The organism is Nucisporomicrobium flavum (assembly GCF_016464385.1).
Classification (GTDB): domain Bacteria; phylum Actinomycetota; class Actinomycetes; order Mycobacteriales; family Micromonosporaceae; genus Actinoplanes; species Actinoplanes flavus_A.
In genome coordinates this window covers 25,649-49,878 of record NZ_JADMLH010000027.1, presented here as the reverse complement: position 1 = coordinate 49,878, position 24,230 = coordinate 25,649, and the positions used below count along the sequence as shown (strand labels likewise).

General features: G+C 72.6%; 25 protein-coding genes. 14 read left to right on the top strand and 11 right to left on the bottom strand.

Annotated features, from left to right (window positions below):
• Positions 1 to 53: 53 nt before the first annotated feature.
• Positions 54 to 887: a patatin-like phospholipase family protein gene (locus tag IT780_RS38215; protein WP_199516755.1), complete on the top strand. Its 834-nt coding sequence runs from the start codon at positions 54 to 56 to the stop codon at positions 885 to 887.
• Here the strand turns inward: IT780_RS38215 and IT780_RS38210 are convergent.
• Positions 884 to 1,501, bottom strand: coding sequence for a hypothetical protein (locus tag IT780_RS38210; RefSeq protein WP_199516754.1), 618 nt, complete (start codon positions 1,499 to 1,501; stop codon positions 884 to 886). The genes IT780_RS38215 and IT780_RS38210 overlap by 4 nt on opposite strands.
• 109 nt (positions 1,502 to 1,610) lie before the next feature.
• On the opposite strand from IT780_RS38210, the gene IT780_RS38205 reads away from it, so the two are divergent.
• Genes IT780_RS38205 through IT780_RS38185 form a run of 5 tightly spaced genes read left to right on the top strand, consistent with a single transcriptional unit; the run spans position 1,611 to position 4,508 of the window.
• Positions 1,611 to 2,132, top strand: a complete 522-nt coding sequence (locus IT780_RS38205) for a SigE family RNA polymerase sigma factor (protein ID WP_249612145.1) — start codon at positions 1,611 to 1,613, stop codon at positions 2,130 to 2,132.
• Entirely contained in the window at positions 2,129 to 2,860 is a 732-nt protein-coding gene (locus IT780_RS38200) for a hypothetical protein (RefSeq protein ID WP_199516752.1), read from the top strand. Before IT780_RS38205 ends, IT780_RS38200 begins: the two co-directional genes overlap by 4 nt.
• Positions 2,861 to 2,899: 39 nt before the next feature.
• The gene (locus IT780_RS38195; protein WP_199516751.1) at positions 2,900 to 3,499 is read left to right on the top strand and encodes a sulfite oxidase-like oxidoreductase; all 600 of its coding nucleotides are present in this window, start codon (positions 2,900 to 2,902) and stop codon (positions 3,497 to 3,499) included.
• Positions 3,469 to 4,218: a ferredoxin reductase gene (locus IT780_RS38190; RefSeq protein WP_199516750.1), complete on the top strand. Its 750-nt coding sequence runs from the start codon at positions 3,469 to 3,471 to the stop codon at positions 4,216 to 4,218. The genes IT780_RS38195 and IT780_RS38190 overlap by 31 nt, the downstream gene beginning before the upstream one ends.
• The gene (locus IT780_RS38185; RefSeq protein WP_199516749.1) at positions 4,215 to 4,508 is read left to right on the top strand and encodes a DUF6510 family protein; all 294 of its coding nucleotides are present in this window, start codon (positions 4,215 to 4,217) and stop codon (positions 4,506 to 4,508) included. The genes IT780_RS38190 and IT780_RS38185 overlap by 4 nt, the downstream gene beginning before the upstream one ends.
• Here IT780_RS38185 and IT780_RS38180 read toward each other — a convergent pair.
• The gene (locus tag IT780_RS38180; protein ID WP_199516748.1) at positions 4,485 to 4,871 is read right to left on the bottom strand and encodes a hypothetical protein; all 387 of its coding nucleotides are present in this window, start codon (positions 4,869 to 4,871) and stop codon (positions 4,485 to 4,487) included. The two genes, IT780_RS38185 and IT780_RS38180, sit on opposite strands and share 24 nt — an antisense overlap.
• Before the next feature lie 55 nt (positions 4,872 to 4,926).
• Complete coding sequence (locus IT780_RS38175; RefSeq protein ID WP_199516747.1) at positions 4,927 to 5,901, bottom strand: anti-sigma factor RsbA family regulatory protein; 975 nt, start codon at positions 5,899 to 5,901, stop codon at positions 4,927 to 4,929.
• A gap of 222 nt (positions 5,902 to 6,123) precedes the next feature.
• On the opposite strand from IT780_RS38175, the gene IT780_RS38170 reads away from it, so the two are divergent.
• From IT780_RS38170 to IT780_RS38150, 5 genes are all read left to right on the top strand, one after another.
• Positions 6,124 to 6,477 (top strand): STAS domain-containing protein, encoded by a 354-nt coding sequence (locus tag IT780_RS38170; protein ID WP_199516746.1) that lies wholly within the window; start codon positions 6,124 to 6,126, stop codon positions 6,475 to 6,477.
• Entirely contained in the window at positions 6,464 to 9,370 is a 2,907-nt protein-coding gene (locus IT780_RS38165; protein ID WP_199516745.1) for a PAS domain S-box protein, read from the top strand. The genes IT780_RS38170 and IT780_RS38165 overlap by 14 nt, the downstream gene beginning before the upstream one ends.
• A 32-nt stretch (positions 9,371 to 9,402) precedes the next feature.
• Positions 9,403 to 9,933 carry an ATP-binding protein gene (locus IT780_RS38160; protein ID WP_199516744.1) on the top strand — a complete coding sequence of 177 codons (531 nt, stop codon included), beginning with the start codon at positions 9,403 to 9,405 and terminating at the stop codon, positions 9,931 to 9,933.
• 167 nt (positions 9,934 to 10,100) lie between these two features.
• A complete protein-coding gene (locus IT780_RS38155) occupies positions 10,101 to 10,907 on the top strand; it encodes an SGNH/GDSL hydrolase family protein (protein ID WP_199516743.1) in 807 nt (268 codons plus the stop codon).
• Positions 10,908 to 11,040: 133 nt separating this feature from the next.
• On the top strand, positions 11,041 to 11,589 hold the full coding sequence (locus tag IT780_RS38150) for a hypothetical protein (protein ID WP_199516742.1): 549 nt from the start codon (positions 11,041 to 11,043) through the stop codon (positions 11,587 to 11,589).
• Positions 11,590 to 11,601: 12 nt separating this feature from the next.
• Here the strand turns inward: IT780_RS38150 and IT780_RS38145 are convergent, their stop codons facing one another.
• From IT780_RS38145 to IT780_RS38135, 3 genes are read right to left on the bottom strand one after another with little or no spacing between them, the layout of a single operon-like run.
• Positions 11,602 to 13,209: an alpha/beta hydrolase family protein gene (locus IT780_RS38145; protein ID WP_199516741.1), complete on the bottom strand. Its 1,608-nt coding sequence runs from the start codon at positions 13,207 to 13,209 to the stop codon at positions 11,602 to 11,604.
• 32 nt (positions 13,210 to 13,241) lie between these two features.
• Positions 13,242 to 14,636, bottom strand: a complete 1,395-nt coding sequence (locus IT780_RS38140; RefSeq protein WP_199516740.1) for an extracellular solute-binding protein — start codon at positions 14,634 to 14,636, stop codon at positions 13,242 to 13,244.
• Entirely contained in the window at positions 14,633 to 15,343 is a 711-nt protein-coding gene (locus IT780_RS38135; protein ID WP_199516739.1) for an RNA polymerase sigma factor, read from the bottom strand. The genes IT780_RS38140 and IT780_RS38135 overlap by 4 nt, the downstream gene beginning before the upstream one ends.
• Before the next feature lie 618 nt (positions 15,344 to 15,961).
• Between IT780_RS38135 and IT780_RS38130 the strand changes: the two genes are divergently transcribed.
• Complete coding sequence (locus IT780_RS38130; protein ID WP_199516738.1) at positions 15,962 to 16,363, top strand: PLD nuclease N-terminal domain-containing protein; 402 nt, start codon at positions 15,962 to 15,964, stop codon at positions 16,361 to 16,363.
• Positions 16,364 to 16,387: 24 nt separating this feature from the next.
• Here IT780_RS38130 and IT780_RS38125 read toward each other — a convergent pair whose 3' ends face one another.
• Complete coding sequence (locus IT780_RS38125) at positions 16,388 to 17,095, bottom strand: ABC transporter permease (protein ID WP_199516737.1); 708 nt, start codon at positions 17,093 to 17,095, stop codon at positions 16,388 to 16,390.
• Entirely contained in the window at positions 17,092 to 17,709 is a 618-nt protein-coding gene (locus tag IT780_RS38120) for an ABC transporter ATP-binding protein (protein ID WP_199516736.1), read from the bottom strand. The genes IT780_RS38125 and IT780_RS38120 overlap by 4 nt, the downstream gene beginning before the upstream one ends.
• Before the next feature lie 108 nt (positions 17,710 to 17,817).
• Here IT780_RS38120 and IT780_RS38115 point away from each other — a divergent pair, with 108 nt between their 5' ends.
• Complete coding sequence (locus IT780_RS38115; protein ID WP_199516735.1) at positions 17,818 to 18,909, top strand: sensor histidine kinase; 1,092 nt, start codon at positions 17,818 to 17,820, stop codon at positions 18,907 to 18,909.
• Positions 18,906 to 19,508, top strand: coding sequence for a response regulator transcription factor (locus IT780_RS38110; protein WP_199516734.1), 603 nt, complete (start codon positions 18,906 to 18,908; stop codon positions 19,506 to 19,508). The genes IT780_RS38115 and IT780_RS38110 overlap by 4 nt, the downstream gene beginning before the upstream one ends.
• Before the next feature lie 468 nt (positions 19,509 to 19,976).
• Here the strand turns inward: IT780_RS38110 and tuf are convergent, their stop codons facing one another.
• The 3 genes from tuf to IT780_RS38095 all read right to left on the bottom strand — a co-directional run bounded on the left by tuf (position 19,977) and on the right by IT780_RS38095 (position 23,933).
• Positions 19,977 to 21,164, bottom strand: coding sequence for an elongation factor Tu (gene tuf / locus IT780_RS38105; protein ID WP_199516733.1), 1,188 nt, complete (start codon positions 21,162 to 21,164; stop codon positions 19,977 to 19,979).
• 240 nt (positions 21,165 to 21,404) lie between these two features.
• Complete coding sequence (locus tag IT780_RS38100) at positions 21,405 to 22,184, bottom strand: L,D-transpeptidase family protein (protein ID WP_199516732.1); 780 nt, start codon at positions 22,182 to 22,184, stop codon at positions 21,405 to 21,407.
• An 18-nt stretch (positions 22,185 to 22,202) separates the two neighbouring features.
• Positions 22,203 to 23,933 carry a serine/threonine-protein kinase gene (locus IT780_RS38095; RefSeq protein ID WP_307831604.1) on the bottom strand — a complete coding sequence of 577 codons (1,731 nt, stop codon included), beginning with the start codon at positions 23,931 to 23,933 and terminating at the stop codon, positions 22,203 to 22,205.
• Between the last annotated feature and the right edge of the window lie 297 nt (positions 23,934 to 24,230).

The following is a 24,230-nucleotide window of genomic DNA, read 5'->3' as shown; positions in this document are numbered from 1 at the left end:
AACAGACATAGCTGGCCGAAACCAGCAAACCCCCGGTGCGGGATAGTGGGCACATGGAGAAGCGTGCACTCGTGCTGGGCGGTGGTGGCGTCACCGGGGTCGCCTGGGAGATCGGCCTGCTGCACGGCCTCGCCGAGCGGGGTCTCGACCTCACCACCGCGGACCTGTTCGTCGGCACGTCCGCCGGGTCGGTCGTCGCCGCCCAGCTCACCGGTGGCACCGGTGTCGCCGAGCTGTACGAGCACGAGCTCGCCGACACCAGCGGCGATCCGAACGCGACCATCGGTTCCCGGGTGCTGCTCGGCTTCGTGCTGGCCGCGCTCTGGCCGGGTGGCCGCGCGAGGGGCCGGGCGCGGCTGGGACGGGCCGCGCTCAAGGCCCGTACGGTGCCGGAGTCGGAGCGGCGCAGGGCCATCGCATCCCGCGTACGCCGCGACGAGTGGCCCGCGGCCCGGCTGCTGGTGCCGGCGGTGGAGGCGGTGACGGGCGAGGTGGCCGTCTTCGACGCGCGGAGCGGGGTGTCGCTCATCGACGCGGTCGCCGCCAGTTGCGCGGTGCCGCTGGTGTGGCCACCGATGACGGTGGCGGGCCGGCGTTACGTGGACGGCGGCGTCCGGTCGGTGGCGAACGTCGACCTGGCCCGGGGGTACGACCGGGTCGTCGTGGTCGCGCCGCTGGTCGCCGCCGCCCGGCGCGCCGACCGTCCGGCGGCGCAGGCACGGGCGCTCGGGCCCGGCGTACGGTCCGCCGTGGTCAGCCCGAGCGACGCAGCGCTGACCGCGATCGGGCGCAACCCGCTCGACCCGTCGCGCCGGGCCCCGGCCGCGCGGGCGGGCCGGGAGCAGGCGGCGGACGCGGCCGAGCGGGTCCGCGAGGTGTGGGGTTAGCCGACGGCCACGCCGGAGTTGCCGTCCGGCAGCGCCTTGCCGGCCGCGTCGAACGCCTTGAGCCCGGAGACCGAGCCGGCGTCAGGGGCGAACCAGAACGCCTTCACCGTGGCGTCCTCGCTCCACGCCGCGGTGGAGGCGGTGACCGTACGACCGCCGGCCCGCCCGGTGATCTTCTCGACCGGGCCGACGTAGTAGCCGAAGGTGGGCGACGGCTCGCCGTTGACCTCCATGTGACCCTCGACGGCGTGGAAGCCGGGCGCGCGGTCGGAGCCGGTGGTCTCGTTCGTCATGATGTCGGCGGTGACCGCGCCGCTCGCCTGCCGGCGGCCGGCCATGACCCCGAAGGACGTGCCGGGGATGTCCTTGACCGGTACGAAGCTCAGCACCCAGGTGCCCTGCTTCGCCGCGATCCCGGTGTCGACGACCTCACCGATCGACTTCGGGGCGGGCGGGGGCGCCTGCGTCGTGGACGGGCGGCCGGGGGCCTGCGACGCCGTGACACCAGCGGGATCCTGGGCCGCGTTGGCGGCGACGGCGCCGGCGATCGCCACCGCGACGGCCACGCCGGTCACCCCGGCGGCGAGGATCCAGCGGTTCCGGGAGAGATTCATGGGCTGCGCTCCTGCAGGATGGGCGGATGGTACGGACCGCAGAACGAGACGGCTGGGGAACGCGGAAGGTTGCTGCAACCTTTTCCGCCTCCCGCTCGTCGTTGACGCCGTGAGATCAGGCCGACGAAGCGACGAAGAGTTCGTCGAGTTCGCGCGTGCGAACTCGGCGCGGCTGCAGCGTGCCGCATACCTGCTGACCGGTGACCGGCACCAGGCGGAGGAGGCGGCCCAGGCGGCTCTCGTGCGCGTGTACGCCTCCTGGGGCCGGGTACGCCGCAAGGACCCGTACGCGTACACCCGTACCGTCCTGGCCAACCTGCTGACCGACCAGTGGCGCCGCCCGATGCGCGAGTACGCGACCGAGCAGCTGCCCGAGCAGCCCGTCGCCCGCGACGTGGCCGACGACGTGACCCGCCGCCGGTGGCTGATCGGCGCGCTGAAGGCGCTGTCGCCCCGCGAGCGCGCGGTCGTCGTGATGCGGCACTTCTTCGACATCACCGAGGTGGACGTGGCCCGCGAGCTCAACCTCTCGCTCGGCACGGTGAAGAGCCTCAACTCCCGGGCGCTCGCGAAGCTGCGGGTCTCGATCCCCTCGCCCCGGCACAGCATGGAGAGCGGAGCCATCCGATGAACGACCTCGAGGACCTGAAGGACGCCATGCACTCGACGCCGGACTTCGAGCCGCGCCCCCTCGATCTCGACGCCGTCCTGGCGCAGGGCGGCCGGTTGCGCCGCCGTCGCCGGTTCGCCGTGGGCGCCACCGCGGGCGTCGCCGTCCTGGCCCTGCTCGTGGGCGGTGCGCAGGTGGCCCGGCTCGGGCACGACGGGTCCGGCTCGGGCTCGGTGGCCGCCGCGGGTTCACCGAACCAGGTGGCCGCCTCGCCCGCCGGCGACGTGCTCGGCGACGTCATCGAGACCGGGCTGCGTACGCCCGAGGGTGAGCAGGTGCTCTGGGTGAAGCCGCTGGAGGACGAGGCGCTGCCGGGGGTGACGTTCGGCCTGGTGCTGGGCCGGCGTACGGCGAACGGCGGCCTGGTCAGCGACATCCTGATCAACGAGACGCAGGGCTCCGACCGCGCGCCCGGGTTCCACTCGCCGGAGGGTCCGATGGAGGTGAACGGTGTTCCCACGCCGGCCTTCGGCTACTACGCCGGTGCGGACGCGGCGAAGATCACCGTGACGGCGGACGGCCGCCGGGTGCAGGCGCGGACGGCGGTGTGGAGTGAGGATCCGTCGATCGTCGTGTTCTGGTTCGACCCCGCCAAGGTCAAGTCCGGGACAAAGCTGACCAAGCTGGCCGCGTACGACGACCAGGACCGGCTCCTGACCGGCTCGGGTGCCACGTTCGGCGTGGGGTGACCCTGTCGCGTCGTGTGATCTTGGGGTTTACTGCTCGGCATGAGCATCATCTCTCCCGGCTTCGGCGGGCGGCGGCGCTCCTCGGCCCCGGACCTGCCGCCCGGGCAGTACCTCACACACGACTTCCCGGTGCTCTCGGCGGGGCCGACGCCGCGGATCCCGCTCGAGCGGTGGTCGTTCACCATCACCGACGAGACCGGCGCGAGGACGAGCTGGTCGTGGGACGAGCTGAACGCCCTGCCGCAGGAGGACTTCACGGTCGACATCCACTGCGTGACGAAGTGGTCCAAGCTGGGCACGACGTGGCGCGGCGTCTCGCTGGACACGCTCTTCGAGAACGTGGAGAGCACGGCCGACTTCACGATGGTGCACAGCTACGGCGGCTACACCACGAACGTACCGCTGGAGGACCTGCTCGACGGCAAGGCGTGGATCGCGCACACGTTCGACGGTGAGCCGCTGCACCCGGAACACGGCGGCCCGGCCCGCCTCGTCGTCCCCGCGCTGTACTTCTGGAAGTCCGCGAAGTGGGTCAACGGCATCGAAATGCTCCAGCAGGACGAGCCCGGCTTCTGGGAAGAGGCCGGCTACCACATGTACGGGGACCCATGGCGCGAGCAGCGGTACCAGGGCGACTGAGCTGGCGGGCCGCCACCGTGACCGAGGCCCGGTGGGAGACGCCGTCAGCACGCACACTGGTCCTCGACGTCCCGCAGTGGCCCGGTCACCTGCCGGGCCAGCACATCGACGTCCGGTTGACCGCGCCCGACGGGTATTCGGCCCAGCGCAGCTACTCCATCGCGTCCGCATGGCGTGACGGCGGCACGGTCGAGCTGACGATCCAGCGGGTCGCTGACGGCGAGGTGTCGTCGTACCTGACGGACGTGCTGGAGCCCGGTCAGCAGCTCGAGCTGCGCGGCCCGGTCGGCGGCTGGTTCGTCTGGCGCGGCGCGCCGGCTCCGGTGCTGCTGGTGGCGGGCGGCTCGGGCGTCGTCCCGCTGATGGCGATGATCCGGGCGCGCGGCGACGCCCGCGGGCGCCAGCCGTTCCGGTTGATCTACTCGGTCCGCGCCCCGCAGGACACGCTCTACGCGACCGAGCTGGCCCGGCGGGTCCGCGACGACCCCGGTCTCGACGTGCACCTCGCCTACACCCGCAAGACGCCGGACGACTGGCTGGAGCCGCCGGGCCGGATCGGCGTCGCGACGCTGAACACGCACGGCTGGCCGCCGGACTTCGCGCCCGACGTCTTCGTCTGCGGGCCCACCTCGTTCGTGGAGGCGACGGCGGACATCCTCGTCGCGCTGGGCCACGACGCGTCCAGGATCAGGACCGAGCGATTCGGGGGTACGGCATGACCACCGGTTTCGAGCTCGACGGCAACGCGATGGCCGGCGACCTGCGGGAGATCTTCGCGGTCGACCTGACCGAGGCGGTGGCGACCTGCGCGGGGTGCGGGCGGCCGAGCGCCGTGGCCGCCCTGCTGGTGTGGGGGCCGGCGCCCGGCCTGGTGGCCCGCTGCCCGGGCTGCGAGGATGTGGTCCTGCGGCTGGTCCGCGCGCCGGGGCGGGCCTGGCTCGACGTGCGCGGCGCGGTGTCGCTGCGGATCGCGCTGCCCGAGGAGTCAGTCGCGGAAGGTCCGGCGTAGCCGCTCGGCCAGGCCGGCCGGGCGCGGGGCCGCGGGCACCGGCTCGGGCCGCGCCGTACGGGTGGGACGGGACCGGCCGATGGGCTGGTCGTAGTCCGCGGCGGCGACGGCGTCGATGAGCTGCTCGTCGGTGAAGTTCTCGGAGCCGGGGATCGACGGGACGAAGCCGACGAGCACCCCGTTGCGCATGATCTGCGCCTCGAGTCCCGCGGTCCCGTCGTTGTCCCAGATCGCCTCGCGGCCGTCGGGCAGGACGACGCGGATGCCGTACTGCGTGATGCCGGCGTGCGGCAGCTTCACGTGCGCGAAGACGTTGCGAGCGCGGAGCGTCTCGACCACCCGGCGGGCCCTGTTCTCGTCCATGCCGCCGACGCTAATCCGCGCGACTGTGCACACGCTGACAAACGGCTGTGGGTTGTCAGCGGAGCGCGGACAGCAGAATGTAGAACCGGACGGTGGTGCCGCCGTCGCCGACGTGCATCCGGACGAGGTCGGCGACCATGTTGACGAGCAGGATGCCGCGGCCACTCACCTCGGTCGGCGGCACCGGCCGGCGCCCGGCGAGGACGTCCGCGATCCGGCCCGTGCTCACCACCTCGCAGATGAAGTGCCGGTCGTCGGTCCACGACCGCAGCAGCCCGGCACCGCCGCCGTGCACGACCGCGTTGGTGGCCAGCTCGCTCACGGCGACCGCGACGTCGTTCAGGCGGTCCGGCGGCGTCCCGCCGGAGCGTGCCCGTTCCACCACGATGCGGCGCAGCCCGTGGAACGTGTCCCCGTCGAAGGCGACGGTGACCGCGGTCTGCGGCACAGCGAGCTCGAGGTTCATCGCGAGCAGGGCCACGCCGGGCGCGTATCGATCGTTGCGGCGCGGATGCCGGCCGTTCATGACCGTCGGGTGGGTCAGCCACGCGTCCGCCAGGGCGGCGTGTGGCAGGCGTGTGGCGTCGTACGGGCACAGGACGCTCACCGACCGGCCGCTGAGGGCACGGTCCACGAGCGCCTCGTGCTGGACGCAGGCGGGGTACTCAGCTGTGCTGCGTCCCGTCCAGGTGGACTCGGCGACGATGCGGACCGGGCCCGCGGGACCGGCGTCGGCGACGGCGCAGAGCACCGACGGGATGATCCGGCCGGGGTTGCGGCCGGCCTCGGCCATGTCGATGAACCGCACGTCCCGCCCGGCAGGACCGAGCGCGTCGCGGACACATTCGAGACGGGGCGGTGGTACGGCCACTGCCACCCGCGCGCCGGCCGTCAGCCCGGCGCGGAGGAAGGCGAGCGTTCCGGCGACGTACTCGTCGAGGTCGGCGTAGAACAGCGCGGCGTGCCCGGCGGCGCCGGCCGACGGGCTCACCCGTCCACCGGCCGAGCCGCCACCGGGCATGCGGAGCATCGAGTCACCACCACCGGCCGATCACCCCAGAGAGCCTCGGGCCAGACCGCCGCGGCGAGGGCCTGGCTCTTCCACCATGAGCTCACCTGCATCGCAATACGAAGGCGCGCGGCCGTGTCGCACCGGGAGTGCGAACGACGGCGATGGATCCTGCTGTGAAATGTGTCGAAGCGGCGCAGGAGAGGCGTGCGGCACGGCGAATGCCCGTGGGGAGGAGTTTTGATGGACCCGGCTGACCGAGTCCCGCCGACGCAGCTGACCGTCGAGCGCCAGGGCTGCGGCGGCGGTGTGGTTACCCTGGCCGTCGCCGGCGACATCGACATGACGACCGGCGACCGCTTCGTCCGCGCGCTCACGGAGGCGCTGGACGAGCCGGGGGTCACCCGTCTGCTGGTGGATCTGGCGGCGCTGCGCTTCGTCGACTCGAACGGCGTGACGGCGCTGCTGCGGGCCCACCGGGCAGCCCGGCGGCGGGAGGCCACGTTCGTGGTCTTCAACGTCAGCGAACCGGTCCGCAGCGTCCTGAGCATGCTCGGCGTCTACGACATCCTCACCTCTGCCGATGCCGCGCCGTGAGCAGTGGGCCCGGTCCGCGGCCCTGCTGCTGGACGCGGTGGAACATGCCGTCATCGTCACGGACCTCGACGGCCTCATCATCCACTGGAGCGCGTACGCCGAGCGCCTGTACGGCTGGACGGCTGCCGAGGTTCTGAACCGCCCCATCACGGAGGTCACGGTCTCGAGCGCGACGGCGCTCGAGGCGCAGGAGATCATGAAGGCCCTGGCCCGGGGCGAACGGTGGCGCGGAGAGTTCGAGGTGCGCCGCAGGGACGGCACCACGTTCATCGCCGCGGTCGTCAACGGCCCGCTCATGGCGGACGGGGAGCTCGTCGGCATCGTGGGCGTCTCCAGCGACGTGTCGGCGGCGGTCGCCGCACGGGCGGCGGCTCGGCGCCGGGAACGGTGGATGCGCGACCTCTTCGACGCCATGGACGAGGGTTTCTGCCTGTGCGAGATGGTGGTGGACGACGACGGGAACCCGGTCGACTACCGCTTCCTGGAGATCAACGCGCTGTTCGAGGAGATGACCGGCCTGCGCTCGCCGGTGGGCAGGACGGCTCTCGACCTGGTGCCGGACCTGGAGAAGGTCTGGATCGACACGTACGCCCGCGTCGGGCTGGGCCGCCAGACCCTGCGCTTCGAGCAGGAGTCGGCGGCCATGGGGCGCTGGTTCGAGGTGTTCGCCACGCCGATGGAGCCGTACGGGCACTTCTCGATCGTGTTCAAGGACCAGACCGCGCGGCACCTGGCGCAGGAGTCGTTGCGCGAGAGCGAGCAGCGTTTCCGGGACATGACCGACCACCTGCCGCTGCTCGTCTGGCAGCACGACGTGCACGGCGCCCTGACCTGGGTCAACACCACGTACTGCGAATTCTTCGGGGTCACCCGGGAGTCCATGCGCGACGACCGGTGGCAGCTGTTGCCGCATCCGGACGACACCCGGTACACGGAGGGCTTCCTCACCGCTGTCGCCGAACGCCGCCCGTTCCACGGCGAGGTCCGCGTACGCGGGGCCGACGGCAGGTGGCGCTGGCTCGAGTCGTGGAGCCAGCCGCGCTATGGCTCGGACGGCACCTTCCTCGGCCACCTGGGTACGAGCGCCGACGTCACCGCCCGCAAGGAGGCCGATCTGGCCCTGCGCGCGTCGGCGGCCGCGGACGCCTACCGTGCGCTGCTGTCCGACACGCTGCGGAGCCTGGCGGATCCGGTGCAGGTCCAGGTGGAGTCGGCCCGCATCCTCGGCGAGCACCTGAGCGCCGCCCGCGTGCACTACGCCGAGGTCGACGACGACGGCGCCTGCGTGACCGTGCTGGCGGACTATCATCCCGGGGTGCCCAGCGTCCGGGGACGGCACCGCCTCGACGACCACGGCGTGACGGTCATGGACGACTTCCGGGCGGGCCGTCCGGAAGTCGTCGACGACGTCTCGCGGGACTCCCGCCTGAGTCCCGCGCATCGGACCGCGACGTCGGCGCTGGGTGTCGGCGCCTACGTTCTGCTGCCGCTGATGAGGGACGGGCGGCCGGTGGCAGCGCTCGCCGTCCACGACGCCGGCCCGCGCCGGTGGACGCCCGAGGAATTGACGATCATCGCGGATACCGCGGAACGCACCTGGACCGCGGTGGCCCGGGCCCGCGCCGAGGAGAAGGTACGCGTCCAGCGCCAACGGGCCCAGCTCACCGCCGACCTGCTCAGCGCGCTCGAGCGGGAGACGACGACAGCGGCCCAGGCGCAACGGCTCACCGACTCGCTGGTGCCGGGCATCGCCGACTACGCCACGCTCGAAGCCCCGTACGCTGAGGCCCATCTGCTGGCACTGACCCATCACGACGGGGAGAAGGCGGAAGTCCTGCGCCGCTTGCGTCGCCACCACCGGCTCGGCCCGGATGAGCGGTACTCGCTGCACCGTTCCGCCACCGGCGGCGTGGAGCTGATAAGTCAGGTGACGCCCGAGTTGCGCACCGGCCTCCCTCGCGACGAGGAGGCCGCGGGCCTGCTCGAGAAGCTCGGCACCCGTTCCCATCTGGCGGTGCCGCTCGCGCTCGGCGATCAGCGCGGCGTCCTCATGCTGGGCATCACGGAACCGGACCGGCCGCTGTTCGGCGACGACGACGCGGCGTTCGTGACCGATCTCGGGGCCCGCGTCGCGCTCGTCCTGGCATCCACTCGCGCGCGGGAGCAGCAGCACCACATTGCCGCCCGGCTGCAGCGCGCATTGCTGCCCGACCGGCTCGTCTCCCACCCACGGCTCGCCATCGCCGCGCGGTACCGCGCCGGCAGCGCTCTGCTCGATGTCGGTGGCGACTGGTACGACACGTACACCTGGCCGGACGGCAGGATCGGCGTCATCGTCGGCGACGTCGCCGGCCACACCATGGACTCGGCCGCCGCCATGGGACGGCTGCGCGCCGCGACCGCCGCGTTGGTCGCGTACACACCCGCCAGCCCAGGCGCGGTCCTCGACGCCCTCAGCAGCTGTGCGCGCGGTCCCAACGGCACCGAACTGGTCACCGCCGCCTGCATCGTCATCGACCCGGGCACGGACACGCTCACCTACGCCACGGCGGGACATCCGCCCCCGCTCGTGCTCGCGCCCGGCCGGCCGCCGCGGCGCCTCGACGACGCGGCCGCCCCGGCGATCTGCGTCCATCACCCGCAGCCGCGGGCCCTGCGGCCGGTGGGCCGGTCGGCACTGGCGCCCGGCTCGCTGATCGTGCTCTATTCCGACGGCATCGTCGAACGGCGGGGGGACACCCTCGAGAATGGCATCGAACGGCTGGCGCGCGCCGCAACGCCATTCGCCGGGTGCCCGATCTCCGATATCGCCGAACAGATTCTCGCCGCCATGAACGACGACGATTCCACCGAGGACGACACCGTCATCGTCTGCGTCCGGATGGAGGAATAGGCCTCCCGGCCACGGTGCACCCCGGACGGAATGTGCGACATCAGGTCGCTGCGCGCCAGATACGATTCGCGCGGTCCGGGTCCTCGGCCAACGATGCGAAGCTGCCCTTGGGGGGTCGCGTGCGCAACCTTTCTCACGATACCGACAACGCTCTCTCGACAAGTATCCGATTTCTTTTCACTTTCCCTTTCGACCGCCGTTCTCTCGGCATCGTCCGCCGGGAACTGGTCCGGCACGCGCGGGCCGGCGGGCTCGACGAGGTGGCGGTTTTCAACTTCGTCCTGGCGGTCAACGAGATCACCACGAACGCCGTCCGGCACGGCGGCGGGCGCGGCCGGATCCAGCTGTGGCGCGAAGGTTCCGCCCTGTGGTGCCAGGTGAAGGACGAGGGGCCCGGCATCACGTCCGAGCGGCTGGACGAGACGCTGCGCCGCAAGGCCGGCCACATCGGCGGGCACGGGATCTGGCTGGCGCGGCAGATCTGCGGAGGGCTCCACATCGACACGACGCACGGCGCGGGGACACGCGTTTTGATCAGCTGCGAGCTGCCGACCACGTCATAGCGCTCCGCACACGAGACATGACTGCATGGCATAGATGCAGGTCACATCGACGGATGTTACTACGAGGTAACCGGAAAGTCACCGTGTTTCTTTCCCTGGACCCTTGACTTACTGTTCGGTAACCGGAGCGCTCCGGCCCCCATCCCCCGCGGACCGGAGGCCACCCGATGAGCAGACGTACCACCGTCCTCGCCTGCTTCGTCTTCTCGACCCTGCTGACCCTCCTCACGGCGGCTCCCGCGGCCGCCGCCTCCTCATCCCCCTCGGACTGGGACTACGTCGCCCTGGGCGACTCGTACTCGTCCGGCGTCGGCTCCTCCGGGCAGAGCGGACTCTGCCTGCGCAGCCCCAACGGCTACCCCGGCCTGTGGGACGCCGCGAACGACCCGAAGTCGTACCGCTCGGCCGCCTGCAGCGGGGCCACCACCGACACCCTGCGCGCCACCCAGCTCTCCGCGCTCTCCAGCGGCACCGACCTCGTGACGCTGACGATCGGCGGCAACGACGTCGGCTTCGCCCCCACGATCATCACCTGCACGCTCGTCAGCGACGCGGCCTGCGCGGCGACCGTCGACATCGCCATCAAAGCGCTCTCCGACGACATCCCGGCCAAGCTCGACGCGACGTACCGGGACATCCGGCGCAAGGCCCCGACCGCGCGGATCGTCGTGCTCGGCTACCCCATCCTGTTCGACGAGACCGCGCCGAGCTGCGGCTTCGCCGGCATGAGCATCCCCAAGCGCAAGTCCATCAACAAGGGCGCCGTCGAGCTCAACCGGGTCATCGCCGAGCGCTCCCGGGCCGCGGGCGCGACCTGGGCCGACGTCACCGACGAGTTCGCCGGGCACGGGATCTGCGGCGCCAGCCCGTGGCTGCACGGCCTGACAGTGCTGCCGCCGACCGACTCCTTCCACCCCACCGGCAACGGCTACCGGTACGGCTACCTGCCGGCGCTCACCTCGGCGCTGCGCTGAGGCGTGACGGTCCGGCGGGGAGTCCCCACCTCGCCGGGCCGCGCGCTCGCCGGCGGCCTGTTGAAATCGAGACATATTGATGAAATGCTGCCCCGGGAGCGCTCCCACGCTGCCATGGAAGGGAGGGGCGGCCATGAACCGCACCCGGGCCAGATGGGCGGCAGGGATCGTCCTGGCGGCGACGGCCGGCACGGTCGCGCTGGTCACCACGACCGGATCGGACGCGCACCGCGCGGACCTGCCGGCGCAGATCACCGACCGGATGCGCACGACCCTCGAGCGGTCGGACCCGGCGCAGCACCACCACGCCGGGCACCAGCCGGCCGGCGCCGCGGACGAGAAGCCCGCAGTGATCTGCGGCGTCCGGGTCTACGGGTACGAGCCTGCCAAGGCGACCGAGCTCGCCGACGTACGGACCGTCTACGGCTTCCACCTGTGCGGCGTCGCCGAACAGGGCCGCCCCTGGGACGTGGCGGTGAAGCTCGCCGGCCCGGTCATCCTCGACATGTCCACCGAGCCGCCGGGCATCCAGGTGGTCGAGGCCACCGACGGCGTCCCGTACGCCGAGCGCCTGCGGCAGATGTTCCCCGGCAAGTACGCCGAGCTCGCGCAGAAGGAGGCGCTGACCGACGGGGAGATGGCCGACCTGCGGCGCCGGTACGACGCCGCGGCCGGCCTCTGACCCGGCCGGGGTTCAGCCCACCGGCGTCGGGGTGGTCGACGGCTCCCACGTCGGCGGGCTCGCCGCGATCGCGTCGCGCAGCGTGGAGTACCGAGGGCCGGCCACCCGCGCCCCGGTGGCCGCGCGCACCGCGAACCGGACCAGATGGTCACGCATGACGGCGACGTTGGCCGTACCGTGCTCGTTCTCCGAGTGGGGGCCCCGGACCAGCACCAGCTCCGCCCGGGCGGCCGCACGCTGGTACGCGCTGAACGTGCCGAGCGGGCCCTCGTACTCGTCCCAGATGCCCTTGCCGATGAACACGGCCGGCCAGTCCCCGATGCCGGCCAGCGGCTCGGACGTCGGCGTGTAGATGGAGTGGTTGACCTCCGCGTGCGCCGCCGTGTAGACAAGGTCGCCCGGGTCGCCGAACGGCATGCCCCACAGCGTGGACAGCAGCAGCGCGCCGCGGATGTTGCGGTGACCCCACGGCGGCGAGCAGGGACGGCCGGGGGTGTCCAGCGCGCACCAGCGGTGCAGGTTGGCGTCCATCGCCCATTGGGTGGCGTACGCCCCCTGGCTCGCCCCTCCCAGCAGGATCGGCATGGTGCGGGCGTCGGCCGGGCCGGTCATCCGCCGCACGGCGTCCCGGCCGGCACGGGTGACCCGGTCCGGGCCCAGCGCGCGCACCCCTTCGCCGTCCGCCAGCGCGTCCACCATGCGCAGCATGTCCAGGCCCTGCTGGAGGGTGTTGTCGGCGCTGTGGCCGCCGGAGATCCCGTGGCCGCGTTTGTCCACAGTGAGCACGTCGAACCCGGCTCGGCGCAACGCATCCAGGTACTCACGCCACTGCCGCGCACCCCACTTCTCGGTGCCGTGCGAGGGGTACGCCACGCCGGCGTGACCACCGGCGGCGGTGGGCTGGTACAGCGGGTCGGCCGGGTCCTGCACGGCGGTCGTCTCGATGGTCCGGCCGCCGAGCAGCACGGCCAGCGCCCGGGTTCGCCGCCCGCTCCCATCGCGTACGCCCTCACCCCGCAGGTACCAGCCCCGCAGCCGCACCGGCGCCGTGATCCCGCGGTTGATCACCTCGTACGGCTCGGCGGGCACCGTGAACTCCACCGTCCACGCCCCCGGCTCGGCCCCGGCGATGCGCTCTCCGTACGGCGCCCGCGCGAAGAAGCCCGGCCGGCGGATCCGCGTCAGGTCGAGGCCGGAGGCGTACGGATCGACCTTGCCGAAGCTGACGATCTCGCCGGTGCTGCGGAACTCGTCGGGCTGATAACCGGCCACATCAGACAGTGCCGTGCACGCCGGATCGGCCTTGCACGCGTCCAGCCGGCGCTCGGCCGCGGCGAACGAGAACTCGCGCACCCGGTAGTCCCCGCGATATCCGGCCGGCGCCCAGTCGATCCACGTGAACGGTACGCAGACCCGGCTCCCGTCCGCCCCGGGCACGGCGTACCCGGGCAGGTCGGTGTCTTGGTGGTAGCCCACATGGGCGGTGCAGTCCGTGGCCGGCACGGCGGCGCGCTCGGACGCGGGCGTGCCGGGCGGGCGGCTCCCGCGCGCCGGGCCGACCAGCGCGAGGACGAGGACGGCGGTGGTGGTGACGGCGATCAGGGCGCGTTTCATCGGCACGGGAACCATCCCTCGGGTCGGGTCGGGCCGGGTCAGGCGGTCGCGGCCATGGCGGCCACGAACTCATCGGGTGTGATCGTGAGCTGGAAGAGTTGCCGCGTACGGTCCAGCAGGACGGACGCGACCGGCCGTGGCAGGGCCTGGTCCCAGGCCAGGGTGAAGCTGGGCGCGGCCACGGCGAGCCGGTGGACGAAGCGGGCGAATTCCGCGTGCGGGCGCCCGGCCAGCCGGGGCTCCAGGTCCCGGACCGCCGGCACCTCGCCGGCGGCGAGCAGCCCGTCGAGGAACGCGTCGGAGGTGACGGTCCGGGCGACGAACTGCGCAGCCTCGGCACGGTACGGGCTGCCGGCGTCGACGGAGAGGTAGTTGGCCGGCACCCCCACGAGGTCCGCCGGGTCACCGGCACCGCCGGCCACCGCGGGGAACGGTGTCCAGCCGAGCCCCGTGGCGGCGAACGTGGGATCGGAGGCGGCCTGGGCGCCGTACTCCCAGCTGCCCATGAGGTGCATGGCCGCCTCACCGCGGGTGAGCATCCCGGTGGCCGCGCTCGTCTCGAGGTTCAGGGCGTCGCCGGGTTCCCCGAAGGCGCCGCGGCGGACCAGTTGCTGGGTGAGCCGCGCGGCCTCCCGCACCGCGGGGTGCCGCCACGCGCCCGACCGGCCGGCCGCGATGTCGGCGAAGACCTGCGGGCCGCCGAGCCGGTCGGTGAGGTACATCAGGTACATCAGCGCCGGCCAGCGCGCGGCCCCGGCCAGCGCGATCGGCGTGACCTTGCGGGTCCGGAAGGTGTCCACGGCAGTGAGCAGCTCCGCGTACGTGCGCGGCGGGCTCAGGTGGGCCTCGGCGAACAGGCGCTTGTCGTAGAAGAGCACGATCGGCTGGGTACCGGTGACGGGCAGCCCGTACTGCCGGCCGTCCACCCGGCCGCCGGCCATGACCCCGGGCAGGAAGACGTCCGCCGCGCCACCGGCGACGTCGGTGAGGTCGGCAACCGTTCCGGCCTGCGCCTGCCGGCCGAGGTCCGCGCCACCCCAGTTCTCGAAGACGTCGGGTCGCTGCTCCGGGGCAACCGGAGAGGCGAGAAGCTGCTGGTACGTGTCGTTGTCGAAGGTGCTCAGCTCGACCGGGACGTCGGCGTCGTCGAGGCACCCACGCAGCCCGGGATTGCGCTCCACGTCGGTGAGGGTCCACATGCGCAGGTGGCCGCCCGGAGTGGCGGTCGGCGCGGGCACAGGGCGCAGCGCGATCGAGGACACCGTCAGGGCGAGCATGGCGGCCACCGCCGCAGCAACCGCCCGCAGCCGCCGGCGACGCACGAACCGGCGGCGCACACCCGCGACCGTGCCGGCCGGCGCGTACGGCAACGCCTCCCCCGCCTCGGCAAGCGTCGCGGCGAGCCGGTCGGCGAGGTCACGGTCGGCGTTCACAGCGCGTACCTCATCGTCCAGCTGTCCTCCGCGGTCGGCTCCCCGGTCCCCCGCAGCCGGTTGTCCTCGGCCCCCGGCAGCCAGCCACCCTCAGTCCCCCGCAGCCGGCCATCCTCGGCCCCCGGCAGCCGGCCACCCTCAGTCCCGCGGAGCCGGCCATCGTCAGTCCCGCGGAGCCGGCCATCCTCAGTCCCCCGGAGCCGGTTGGCCTCGGTCCCCTGCAGCCGGTCATCCTCGGTGCCCCGCAGCCGGTCGCGCAGCGTCCGCAGCGCGCGGGAATACCGGCTCGACACCGTCCCCCGCGGCTCACCGGACATCGCGGCGACCTCGTCGAAGGTGTACCGGTAGAGAACGTGCAGCACCACGACGGTGCGTTCCGGCTTGCCGAGGGCGTGCAGCGCCTCCCACAACACCGGATCGGTGACCCGGCCGCGCGCGGGGTCATCACCGTCGCGGTCAGCGATGTCGGCAGGCACCTCGCGGCGCCACCGCCGCCACCGGCTCACGTTACGGGTGACGATGACGCGGCGGGCGTACGCCTCCGGGTCCACCCGTACCGACGACCAGCGCCGCCACACCTCGACCACCGCCAGCTGGGCGAGGTCGTCGGCCTCAGCCGCGCTGCCGCAGATGAGGTACGCGAAGCGCCGCAACGCATCCAGCCGGGTACGCGCGAACTCGTCGGCTCCGTCAGCCTCGCCGTCCAAGTGCCCCACCCCCTCGCCGGGCAGACGCCGATTGTCATCGATACCGCTGCGTCCGCGACTGTCGCGTAGCCGACAGTCGCCGATGCAGCGGAAGCCGATCCCGGGGCGTTTCTCCAGTGCGTGGCGCCGGCCGGGAGCACGGGACGAACGGGGGGGGACCCGGCCGGCCTACCGCGCTTTCCCGCCCTACCGCGCCGGGCCACCCCGCCCTACCGCGCCGAACCACCGTGCCTGCCGCGCCGGGCCACCTACCGCGGCCGCCCGGCTTACCGCGGCTGGCAGGCTTTCCGCACCGCCCTGCCCTACCGCGCCGGCCCCCGGCTTACCGGGCCGACCCGCCCGGCCCACCGCGCCGGCCCAGCCCACCGCGCCCGGACCAGCCCACCGCGCCCGGCCCTGCCGCGACCCGCCCGCCCCGCCTACCGCGCTGGCCCGCCTACCGCGCTGGCCCGCCTACCGCGCCCCGCCCCGCCTACCGCGCCCCGCCCCGCCTACCGCGTTGGCCCCCTACCGCGTTGGCCCCCCTACCGCGCTGGCCCCGCCGCGACGCGCCCGGCGCCCGAGCGTCGGCCGTTCGTGGGACCACGCCGGGCGGCGGATTCTGCGACCATCTCCGCCATGATCCGCCTCTACTCGCTCTTCATGCTCCTTGACCTGGCGCTGCTCGTGATCGCCCTGATCGACTGTCTTTCCGCCGAGGAGTACGCGATCCGCGCCCTGCCCCGCATCGCATGGGTCTTCATCATCCTGCTGTTCTCCCCGATCGGCGCGATCGCGTGGTTCGTGGCCGGTCGCCCGCCGCGAGCCGTCCGCATGAGCAACGGCGAGATGTGGCGCCCGGGCAGCGGCTTCCCCGAGGCCGAGCGTCCCCGCAAGGGACCCGTGGCTCCGGACGACGACCCCGAGTTCCTCCGCAACCTCGCTCAGAACCTCAAGGAGGACGAGTCGATGATGAAGCGTTGGGAGGCCGACCTGCGCCGGCGCGAGGAGGAACTGCGCAAGCGGGACGAGCAGCAGTAAGGCGTCTTGTCCCCGTCCGTTGCCTCATCGACGCGGGTCCCAAGCGAAGACCCTCACCGCGCACGGCGCCAGCGCCGCACTCAGGGAGATGACCGCGACGATCGCTGCGAGCACGCCCGGACCGCCGTCCCATGCCGCGCGGGCAAGCTGAGTCACCGGCACGCCGGGAACGGCGAGCATCCACCACGAGACCTCGGCCGGCGGCGTACGGACGGCCCACAGGCCGCCGCCGAAGAATGCGAGAGCGATCGGTGAGGTGGTGAGCTGAGCCAGCTCCGGGGTGGGTGTCACCACTGCGGTCGCTATCGCCAAGACGCTGCCGGCTGCCGTGCCGGCGACGGCGGCCACCGCCAGCAGCCACGGCTGGGACGGCCCGTGGCCGGCCGCTGACAGGATGCCGACCAGGAGAGCCGCCTGCACGAGAGTCAGCGCTCCCAGCGGGAGGATCACCGCGCCGAGGATGGTCGCGTCCCGGGCACCGGACATCCGCAGCCGCTTGAGGACGAACTGCTGGCGGCGGGCGGCGAGGGTGGTGGTGCCGCCCGTGTACGCCGTGAAGGCGACCAGGGTCACCAGCAGCAACCCGGCGGCTCCGCCCCACCCCGCCCGGCCGGTGTCCTGCTCGGCCCACACGATCAACAAGCCCACTGCGGTAGGCAGCAGCCCCGCCATCACGATGGCGAACGGGCTGCGCGCCAGGAGGCGGAACTCTGCGCCGGCGAGGGCCCTCATCGGACGATCTCCTCGACGCGATCGGCGTGCAGGACCGCCTCCTCGTGCAGATGGGTGGAGAGCAGCACCGCCGTGCCCTCGCAGCGGCGACGCCGCAGCAGCTCCCACATCAGCGCTCTGGACTCGGGGTCGAGGCCGGTCGTCGGCTCGTCCAGCACGAGCAGGCTGGGCTCTCCGATCAGCGCGACTGCCAGGTCCAGCCGGCGCCGTTCGCCGCCGGAGAGCTGCCGCACCCGGAGGTGTGCCCGGTGCTCCAGCCTCACCTCGGTCAGTGGGCCGGCATCACCAACGGGCCGCCGGAGCAGGCGGTGCCACATCCGCATGGTCTCGGCCACCGTGAGGTCGGGTGCGCACCCGCTTTCCTGGAACACCGCGCCCATGGCATGCACGAGCCGGCGCCGCTCGCGGTACGGCTCACGCCCGAGCACCCGCACAGTGCCCGAGGTGGGCCGCCGCAAGCCGAGCAGCACCTCCAGCAGCGTCGTCTTTCCCGCACCGTTCGCCCCTGCGAGCGCCACGATCTCGCCGCGTCCCACATCGAGGTCCACGTCATGCAGGGCTTCATACGCCCCATAGGAGAAGCCCACTCCGCGGCAGGTCACCGTCGTCGTCATGAGGCGAGTTTCGTGTGCCGGGCCGCCTCGGCAGTAGTGGCAGACCTCAGCATCTCTGATGACAGATGTCATCTCGGCAAATGGCTGCTCAGGCAGCATCATGGTGGCGTGAACGCGCCTCCCGACGGACTTCCTCTGCTGCGCCGCCTGACATGGTGGACGCTTCTCGGCTGTCTGGTCGTGGTCGCCCTCCTCATCGCCGCAGAGGCAGTGCGTTTGCCGTGGAGAGCCGCGGTGATGACCTTCGCCGCCACCGCGGTGGCGATCACGGTGGCGGCCGTGCTCTTCGCGCGTCCCCTCCGGGATCCCATCCTGGTGGCGGGAGCGCTCGCGGGAGCGGTGGTGGTTGCCGTGGCCCGGGTGAACGACACGGGCGCCTTTCCCTGGGTGCTGCCCTTGGCCTGCGTCACCGCCGCCGCGTGGGCGAGGTGGACGCCACCCGTCGTGCCTGCCGCAGGGTCTGGCGTCGCGTTCCTGGCCGCGCTTGCCGGGTCGCGCGGTGCGGTAACTCAAGCACTCGTCGACGCGGCCATCACCGCGCTGGGTGCCGGGGGACTCTACGCACAGATCTGGGTTCTGCACGTCGCCGAACGTCTCGAGCGGGCCCGCACCCTGGAGCGTGCCGCCGCAGTCTCGGAAGAGCGGCTGCGTTTCGCGGCAGACCTGCACGACATCCAGGGCGCTAGTTTGCACGTGATCGCGCTCAAGAGCGAGTTCGCCCAACACCTCGTGACCGGCGACCCCGCGCGTGCCGTCGCCGAGCTGCGCGAGGTCCAGGAGCTGGCGCTGCGCGCGCTGACGGAGACCACCGACGTGGTGAACGGCTACCGGAACGTCTCCCTGGACAGGGAGATCGTCAATGCGGCGCGGGTGCTGCGCTCGGCTGGGATCGCCGTCACGATTCCTGAGCTGCCGGACATCAAGGAACCCGCGAAGGCTCTGTTCGGCCTCGTGGTTCGAGAGTGCACCACGAACGTGCTCCGGCACAGCGCGGCCAGCCGGTGCGAGATCAAGGTGTTTGTCAACGACGGCCTCGCCGAACTGCGGTTGACGAACGACCGTCCGCTGGACCCGGCGCCCGCGCCCGCGGGCGGGCTGGCCGGACTCGCCGGCAGGCTGACCGCGGCGGGTGGCGCACTCGACTACGCCGGCACGCCCGAGAACTTCACCGTGCGCGCCACCGTTCCGGTGACCGCATGATTCGGCTCGTGCTCGCGGACGACGAGGACCTCATTCGTGGGGCCCTCGCGGCGCTGCTCAACCTCGAGCCGGACCTCGACGTCGCCGGAGAGGCCTCAGACGGCGACGCGGCGGTGAGCGTGGCGCTGGAGGAGCGTCCTGACCTCGTCGTTCTCGACCTGGAGATGCCGCCCAGCGACGGCCTGACGGCTGCGACCCAGATCCGCGCGCGGCTCGGCGTACCCATCGTGCTGGTCACCCGGCACGCTCGTCCGGCGATCCTGCGCCGGGCGCTCGAGGTGGGCATCGGGGGCTTCGTGCCGAAGACCACACCGGCGTCCCGGCTCGCGGAGATCATCCGTACGGTCCACGGCGGCCGCCGCTACGTCGATCCCCAGATAGCGGCGAGCGCCATGGCAGAGAACCCCTGCCCGCTGACGGACCGCGAACTGGAGGTCCTCCGCATCGCCCGCACCGGCGCCACGATCGCTGCGATCGCCGCCGCGGTCCATCTGGCACCGGGGACGGTGCGCAATTACCTGTCACACGCCATGGCCAAGCTGAACACGGCCACCCGCCACGCCGCCGCCCACCGAGCCTGGGAGGAGGGATGGATCTGATGCGGCTCAGCCTCGGATTGCTGATCGCGTTGTGGCTGTTCACCACCGAGCACCCGCGCTCGGCGTCCACCGGGCCGGGAATCGCCTGGGGCGCGGCGCGCAAGGGGCGGCCCCGGCCTCGTCGGGCGACCGGACCGGGACGTCCCGGCCTCGGACAGCACGGCGCCCGTCGGCGACGGGCCCCGGCGCCCCGCCTCGCGGCCGCGTCACGGCACCCGCACCCCGAGGAGAGGGCGCGGCACCTCGCCGGCAACCGGACCCAGCGCCCCGGCCTCGGGGCCGCGCCACGGCACCCACACCCCGAGGAGAGGGCGCGGCACCTCGCCGGCAACCGGACCCAGCGCCCCGGCCTCGGGGCCGCGCCACGGCACCCGCGTCCAGAGAGGATGGCGCCGCACCCCCTCGGCGACCGGACCCGGGCGTCCCGGGCTGAGGGAAAGGGCCGCCCCTCGCGGGACGGCCCCCTCGTCAGTCGAGCACCTCGGTCACCGTGCCGGCGGCGACCGTACGGCCGCCCTCGCGGACCGCGAAGCCCAGTCCGGCCTCCATCGGCACCTCCTTGCCCAGGTGCACGGTCAGGTCCACGGTGTCGCCCGGCATGACCATCGGCAGGTCACCGAGGTCGATCGCGCCGGACACGTCCGTGGTCCGGAAGAAGAACTGCGGGCGGTAGTTCGCCACGAACGGCGTGTGCCGCCCACCCTCCTCCTTCGTCAGCGCGTACATGTGGGCCCGGAAGCTGCGGTGCCCCGTGACGCTGCCCGGCAGCGCCACGACCTGCCCACGCTGCACCTGGTCGCGCTTGATGCCCCGCAGCAGGACCGCCGCGTTGTCGCCGGCCTCGGCCTCCGGCAGCGACTTGCCGAAGGTCTCCAGGCCGATCGCGACCGTGGCGATCGTCGGGCCGAGACCGACGACCTCCACCGGCTCGCCGGCGCGCAGCGTGCCGCGCTCCACCTTGCCGGTCACGACCGTGCCCCGGCCGCTGATCGTGAGCACGTTCTCGATCGGCATCAGGAACGGCTCGCCGAGCTCCCGCGGCGGGATCGGCACGTACGTGTCGACCGCGTCGAGCAGCTCCCCGACCGACCGGGTCCAGCGCGGGTCGCCCTCGAGGGCCTTGAGGGCGCTGACCCGGACGACCGGCACCTCGTCGCCGGGGAAGCCGTACTCGGTGAGCAGGTCGCGGACCTCCAGCTCCACGAGCTCGAGCAGCTCCTCGTCCTCGACGGCGTCGCTCTTGTTGAGCGCCACCACCAGGTAGGGCACCCCGACGCGGCGGGCGAGCAGCACGTGCTCCCGGGTCTGCGGCATGGCGCCGTCCTGCGCCGAGACGACGAGGATCGCGCCGTCCACCTGTGCCGCCCCTGTGATCATGTTCTTCACGTAGTCGGCGTGCCCCGGCATGTCGACGTGGGCGTAGTGGCGGTGCTCGGTCTCGTACTCGACGTGCGAGATGGTGATCGTGATGCCTCGGTCGTGCTCCTCCGGGGACCGGTCGATCCCGTCGAACGCGACGTACCGGTTGGCGGCCGGGTCGCGGTCGGCGAGGACCTTCGTGATGGCGGCGGTCAGGGTCGTCTTGCCGTGGTCGACGTGCCCCATCGTGCCGATGTTCAGGTGCGGCTTGGAACGGACGAACTGGCTCTTGGCCATGGGAATGTCCTTACTGGATGTAAGAAACGGAAAGGGATGCCGGAACCCGCGCAGGGACGAACCACCCTTCCCCCGGTGGTGCCGGACTTGCGGCAGGGGAAGGGTCAGATTCGGGTATCGGCGCCGCCGCGGAGCACGCACGCGGGAGCCACCGACGGGGAGAACCCCGCGGGCAGCTGCAGACCGGGCGCGAACATGGCGATCACGGTAGGCCGGAACGCCAGAGTGCGCGAACTTATTTCACACGCGTCCGATGTCGGCGAGCGGCGCCATCACGATGCGCGGGGTCTTCGCCGGGTCCAGCCACTTGAGCACGGCGATGAGGTCGGCGCGCTTGAGCGAGACGCAGCCCGCGGTGGAGCCCGAGCCGTTGATGTGCAGGAAGATGGCCGAGCCGCGCTTGGTGTTCGCCGGCCTGCTCGTCTCGTACTGACCGTGGGCCGGGTTCCACGTGATCGTGGAGCCCCAGGGGCGGTTGAAGTCGATGACCGCGGCGTACTCGTACTGCTTCGGGTAGGAGGCCAGGCGTTCGGCCTCCCCCTTGCGCCAGGTGCGGCCGGCCGAGGCCGACTTCTGGAACAGGTTGTACGTCTTCGCGTCGCGGTTGTCGCCGACCCAGTAGTCGTTGCCGTCCGCGTGGGTGTACCGCACCTTCGTGCCCGGGTTGGCCTTGAGGCCGAACGCGGACGTGATGCGGAACGTGCCCATCGGGGTGGTGCCGGTGTCCTGGACGCGCTTGCTCGCCCACTCCCACCCCGCATAGCCGTTGCGTGCGGCCATGCCGGCCCACTTCTGGCTCCACGAGCCGTCCGCGTTCTTCTGGTACGCCCGCAGCGTCGCGTACGACGACGTGCGGCCGTTGCCGGTGACCACGACGACCTGCTTCGAGTCGCCGATGTTCCGCAGCCTCGCCGGGTGGTACGCCGGCACCGCCGCGGCGTCCGCGGAGAGGGCCCACACCACACCCAGGCCCAGCAGCACGGCGGAAAGGGCGAGGCCGGCGGCCAGTGTCTTGCGCACGGTGCGGAACCCTACGCCTCAGAACGAGAACTCGTCGCCCCTCGCCGAACCGCTCTGCAGGTGTCCGTCGCTGCTGACGCGCCAGGACATGACGACCTGATAGCGGCGTCCCCGCTGCGGGCTGACGGTCAGCGTGCGGCAGTCCTGGGTACGCGCGCCCTCGGTGAAGAAGAGCCGGTTGCACGTCTTGGTGGAACCCACGGTCGATCCGGCTGCCACGTCGCGCAGGCCCACCGAGATCGTGCCGGTCCCGTAGCCCGGAGAGGAGAGCTTCGCCGCCAGCTGGACACTCTTCCCCACCCGGCGGCACGGCATCGCGATCATCGGGTTCCGGAAGTCCCAGGAGAAGCGCTGGTTGCACTCCCACGGGCTCTCCGTCTTCTCGACGACCGGGGCCTTGGTCCGGGCCGGCTTGGTCGCCGGCCGGGCGCGCGGCGTCGTCATCGCGCGGGCGGCCGCGGCGTGCGCGTTCGCCCGGAGCTCGTCGACCACCGCGCTGCCTGCGCCGTTGCGACCGCCCGCCGGCGAGGCCGATGCGACGACCGAGGGGGTCAGCGCCGGGCCGGCGGTCTGCACCCCGGCGAGCGGGGCGGAGGTCCGCGGCTCCCCGTCGGCGTGGCCCATGTGCCAGGCGGTGGTCGCCACGCCCGAGGCGACCATCGCCGCGCAGACCAGGCCGACCATCGCCCACGGCCGGGCCCATCGCCAGCTCGCCGGCTGGTTGCGCCGGCGTGGCACCGGCAGCTTGCGCATGCTCGCGAGCGAGGGGTGCAGCGGGGGCTCGGAGGCGGGCGGCTCCGGGTCGGGCGTACGCGACCGCTGGGGCCTGGCCTCCTTCCGGACGGCCGGGGCGGGCAGGGCCGGCGCGTCCCCTATGGACCGGGCGGCCGTGTCCAGCTCGGCGACGAGCTCGGCGGCGGACGGGCGCAGCCGCGGCTTCTGTTCCAGGCACCCGGTGATGACGGTCCACAGAGCGTCCGGTACGCCCGCCCGGCGCTCGGGGTTGCCCACGAGGTGCAGCTGCATCAGCTCGGTCACGGCGTCGCTGTCGTACGGCGGACGCCCGGACACCATCTCGTAGAGCAGCACGCCGAGCGCGTACACGTCCGCGGCGGGGCTGGTGCTGGAGCTGTGGAACGCCTCGGGCGCCATGTAGTGCGGGGTGCCGACCACGGCGTTGGTCGTGGTGATGCTCGGCATGGTGAGCACCCGGGCGATGCCGAAGTCGGTGAGCCGAATGTCGAGGCGCCCGTCCTCGAGGTGCAGCAGGATGTTGTCCGGCTTGAGGTCGCGGTGCACGATGCCCAGCTCGTGCGCCTCGGCCAGCGCCGCCGCCACCTGGGCACCCAGCCGCGCCGCCTCCCCGGGCGCCAGCGTGTGGTGCTCGCGCAGGTGGTCGCGCAGGCTGCCGCCGGGGACGAGGTCCATCACCAGGCCGAGCGACTCGCCGACGCTGAAGAGGTCCCGGACCCGCACCACGTTGCGGTGCCGCAGCATCAGCAGAATCGTGCGCTCCTGGACGAAGCGGGTGACGAGCCGGGGCTGGCGCAGCAGGCTCTCGTGCAGCAGCTTGACCGCGACCGGCTCACCGGACGCGCGGTCGACCCCCCGCCAGACCGTACCGGTGGCGCCCTGCCCGATGGGGCGGATGAGGATGTACGAGCTGCCGACGCACCGGCCGCTCAGATCGAGGGTCGACGCGCCGTCGGAATCCGCCCGCGCGCCGCTGCTCGTGGGATCCTTGTCCACCTGTGGTCGTGTCCTTCCGCCCCGCCGCGTTCCCACGGCAATCGACTCGGCCGACCGGAATGATGCTGTTTGTCCGTATCAATGTGCAACTCTTTGCGTCGGAGTTCGCACGACAGGACGTGATCCGCGCGAAGCCGTCACCACCGGGCCGCCGCCTCGTTCCAGCCCACAAGAGGGTCAGTGAGCTGCGGAAACGCCCGGAGTGACGGAACGGGCCGATGGGACCGGTGGGATCGGGCTCGGCCAGACGGTTGCATTCCTTGTGAACCGCCCGCACCGCCCGGCAGTTACGCCGAT

What these genes read in the sequence shown, in the direction of transcription:
- IT780_RS38215 (WP_199516755.1), top strand. Translation starts at nt 54, where the DNA reads ATGGAGAAGCGTGCACTCGTGCTGGGCGGTGGTGGCGTCACCGGGGTC.
- IT780_RS38210 (WP_199516754.1), bottom strand. Translation starts at nt 1,501, where the DNA reads ATGAATCTCTCCCGGAACCGCTGGATCCTCGCCGCCGGGGTGACCGGC.
- IT780_RS38200 (WP_199516752.1), top strand. Translation starts at nt 2,129, where the DNA reads ATGAACGACCTCGAGGACCTGAAGGACGCCATGCACTCGACGCCGGAC.
- IT780_RS38195 (WP_199516751.1), top strand. Translation starts at nt 2,900, where the DNA reads ATGAGCATCATCTCTCCCGGCTTCGGCGGGCGGCGGCGCTCCTCGGCC.
- IT780_RS38190 (WP_199516750.1), top strand. Translation starts at nt 3,469, where the DNA reads ATGGCGCGAGCAGCGGTACCAGGGCGACTGAGCTGGCGGGCCGCCACC.
- IT780_RS38185 (WP_199516749.1), top strand. Translation starts at nt 4,215, where the DNA reads ATGACCACCGGTTTCGAGCTCGACGGCAACGCGATGGCCGGCGACCTG.
- IT780_RS38180 (WP_199516748.1), bottom strand. Translation starts at nt 4,871, where the DNA reads ATGGACGAGAACAGGGCCCGCCGGGTGGTCGAGACGCTCCGCGCTCGC.
- IT780_RS38175 (WP_199516747.1), bottom strand. Translation starts at nt 5,901, where the DNA reads ATGCTCCGCATGCCCGGTGGCGGCTCGGCCGGTGGACGGGTGAGCCCG.
- IT780_RS38170 (WP_199516746.1), top strand. Translation starts at nt 6,124, where the DNA reads ATGGACCCGGCTGACCGAGTCCCGCCGACGCAGCTGACCGTCGAGCGC.
- IT780_RS38165 (WP_199516745.1), top strand. Translation starts at nt 6,464, where the DNA reads ATGCCGCGCCGTGAGCAGTGGGCCCGGTCCGCGGCCCTGCTGCTGGAC.
- IT780_RS38155 (WP_199516743.1), top strand. Translation starts at nt 10,101, where the DNA reads ATGAGCAGACGTACCACCGTCCTCGCCTGCTTCGTCTTCTCGACCCTG.
- IT780_RS38150 (WP_199516742.1), top strand. Translation starts at nt 11,041, where the DNA reads ATGAACCGCACCCGGGCCAGATGGGCGGCAGGGATCGTCCTGGCGGCG.
- IT780_RS38130 (WP_199516738.1), top strand. Translation starts at nt 15,962, where the DNA reads ATGATCCGCCTCTACTCGCTCTTCATGCTCCTTGACCTGGCGCTGCTC.
- IT780_RS38125 (WP_199516737.1), bottom strand. Translation starts at nt 17,095, where the DNA reads ATGAGGGCCCTCGCCGGCGCAGAGTTCCGCCTCCTGGCGCGCAGCCCG.
- IT780_RS38120 (WP_199516736.1), bottom strand. Translation starts at nt 17,709, where the DNA reads ATGACGACGACGGTGACCTGCCGCGGAGTGGGCTTCTCCTATGGGGCG.
- IT780_RS38110 (WP_199516734.1), top strand. Translation starts at nt 18,906, where the DNA reads ATGATTCGGCTCGTGCTCGCGGACGACGAGGACCTCATTCGTGGGGCC.
- tuf (WP_199516733.1), bottom strand. Translation starts at nt 21,164, where the DNA reads ATGGCCAAGAGCCAGTTCGTCCGTTCCAAGCCGCACCTGAACATCGGC.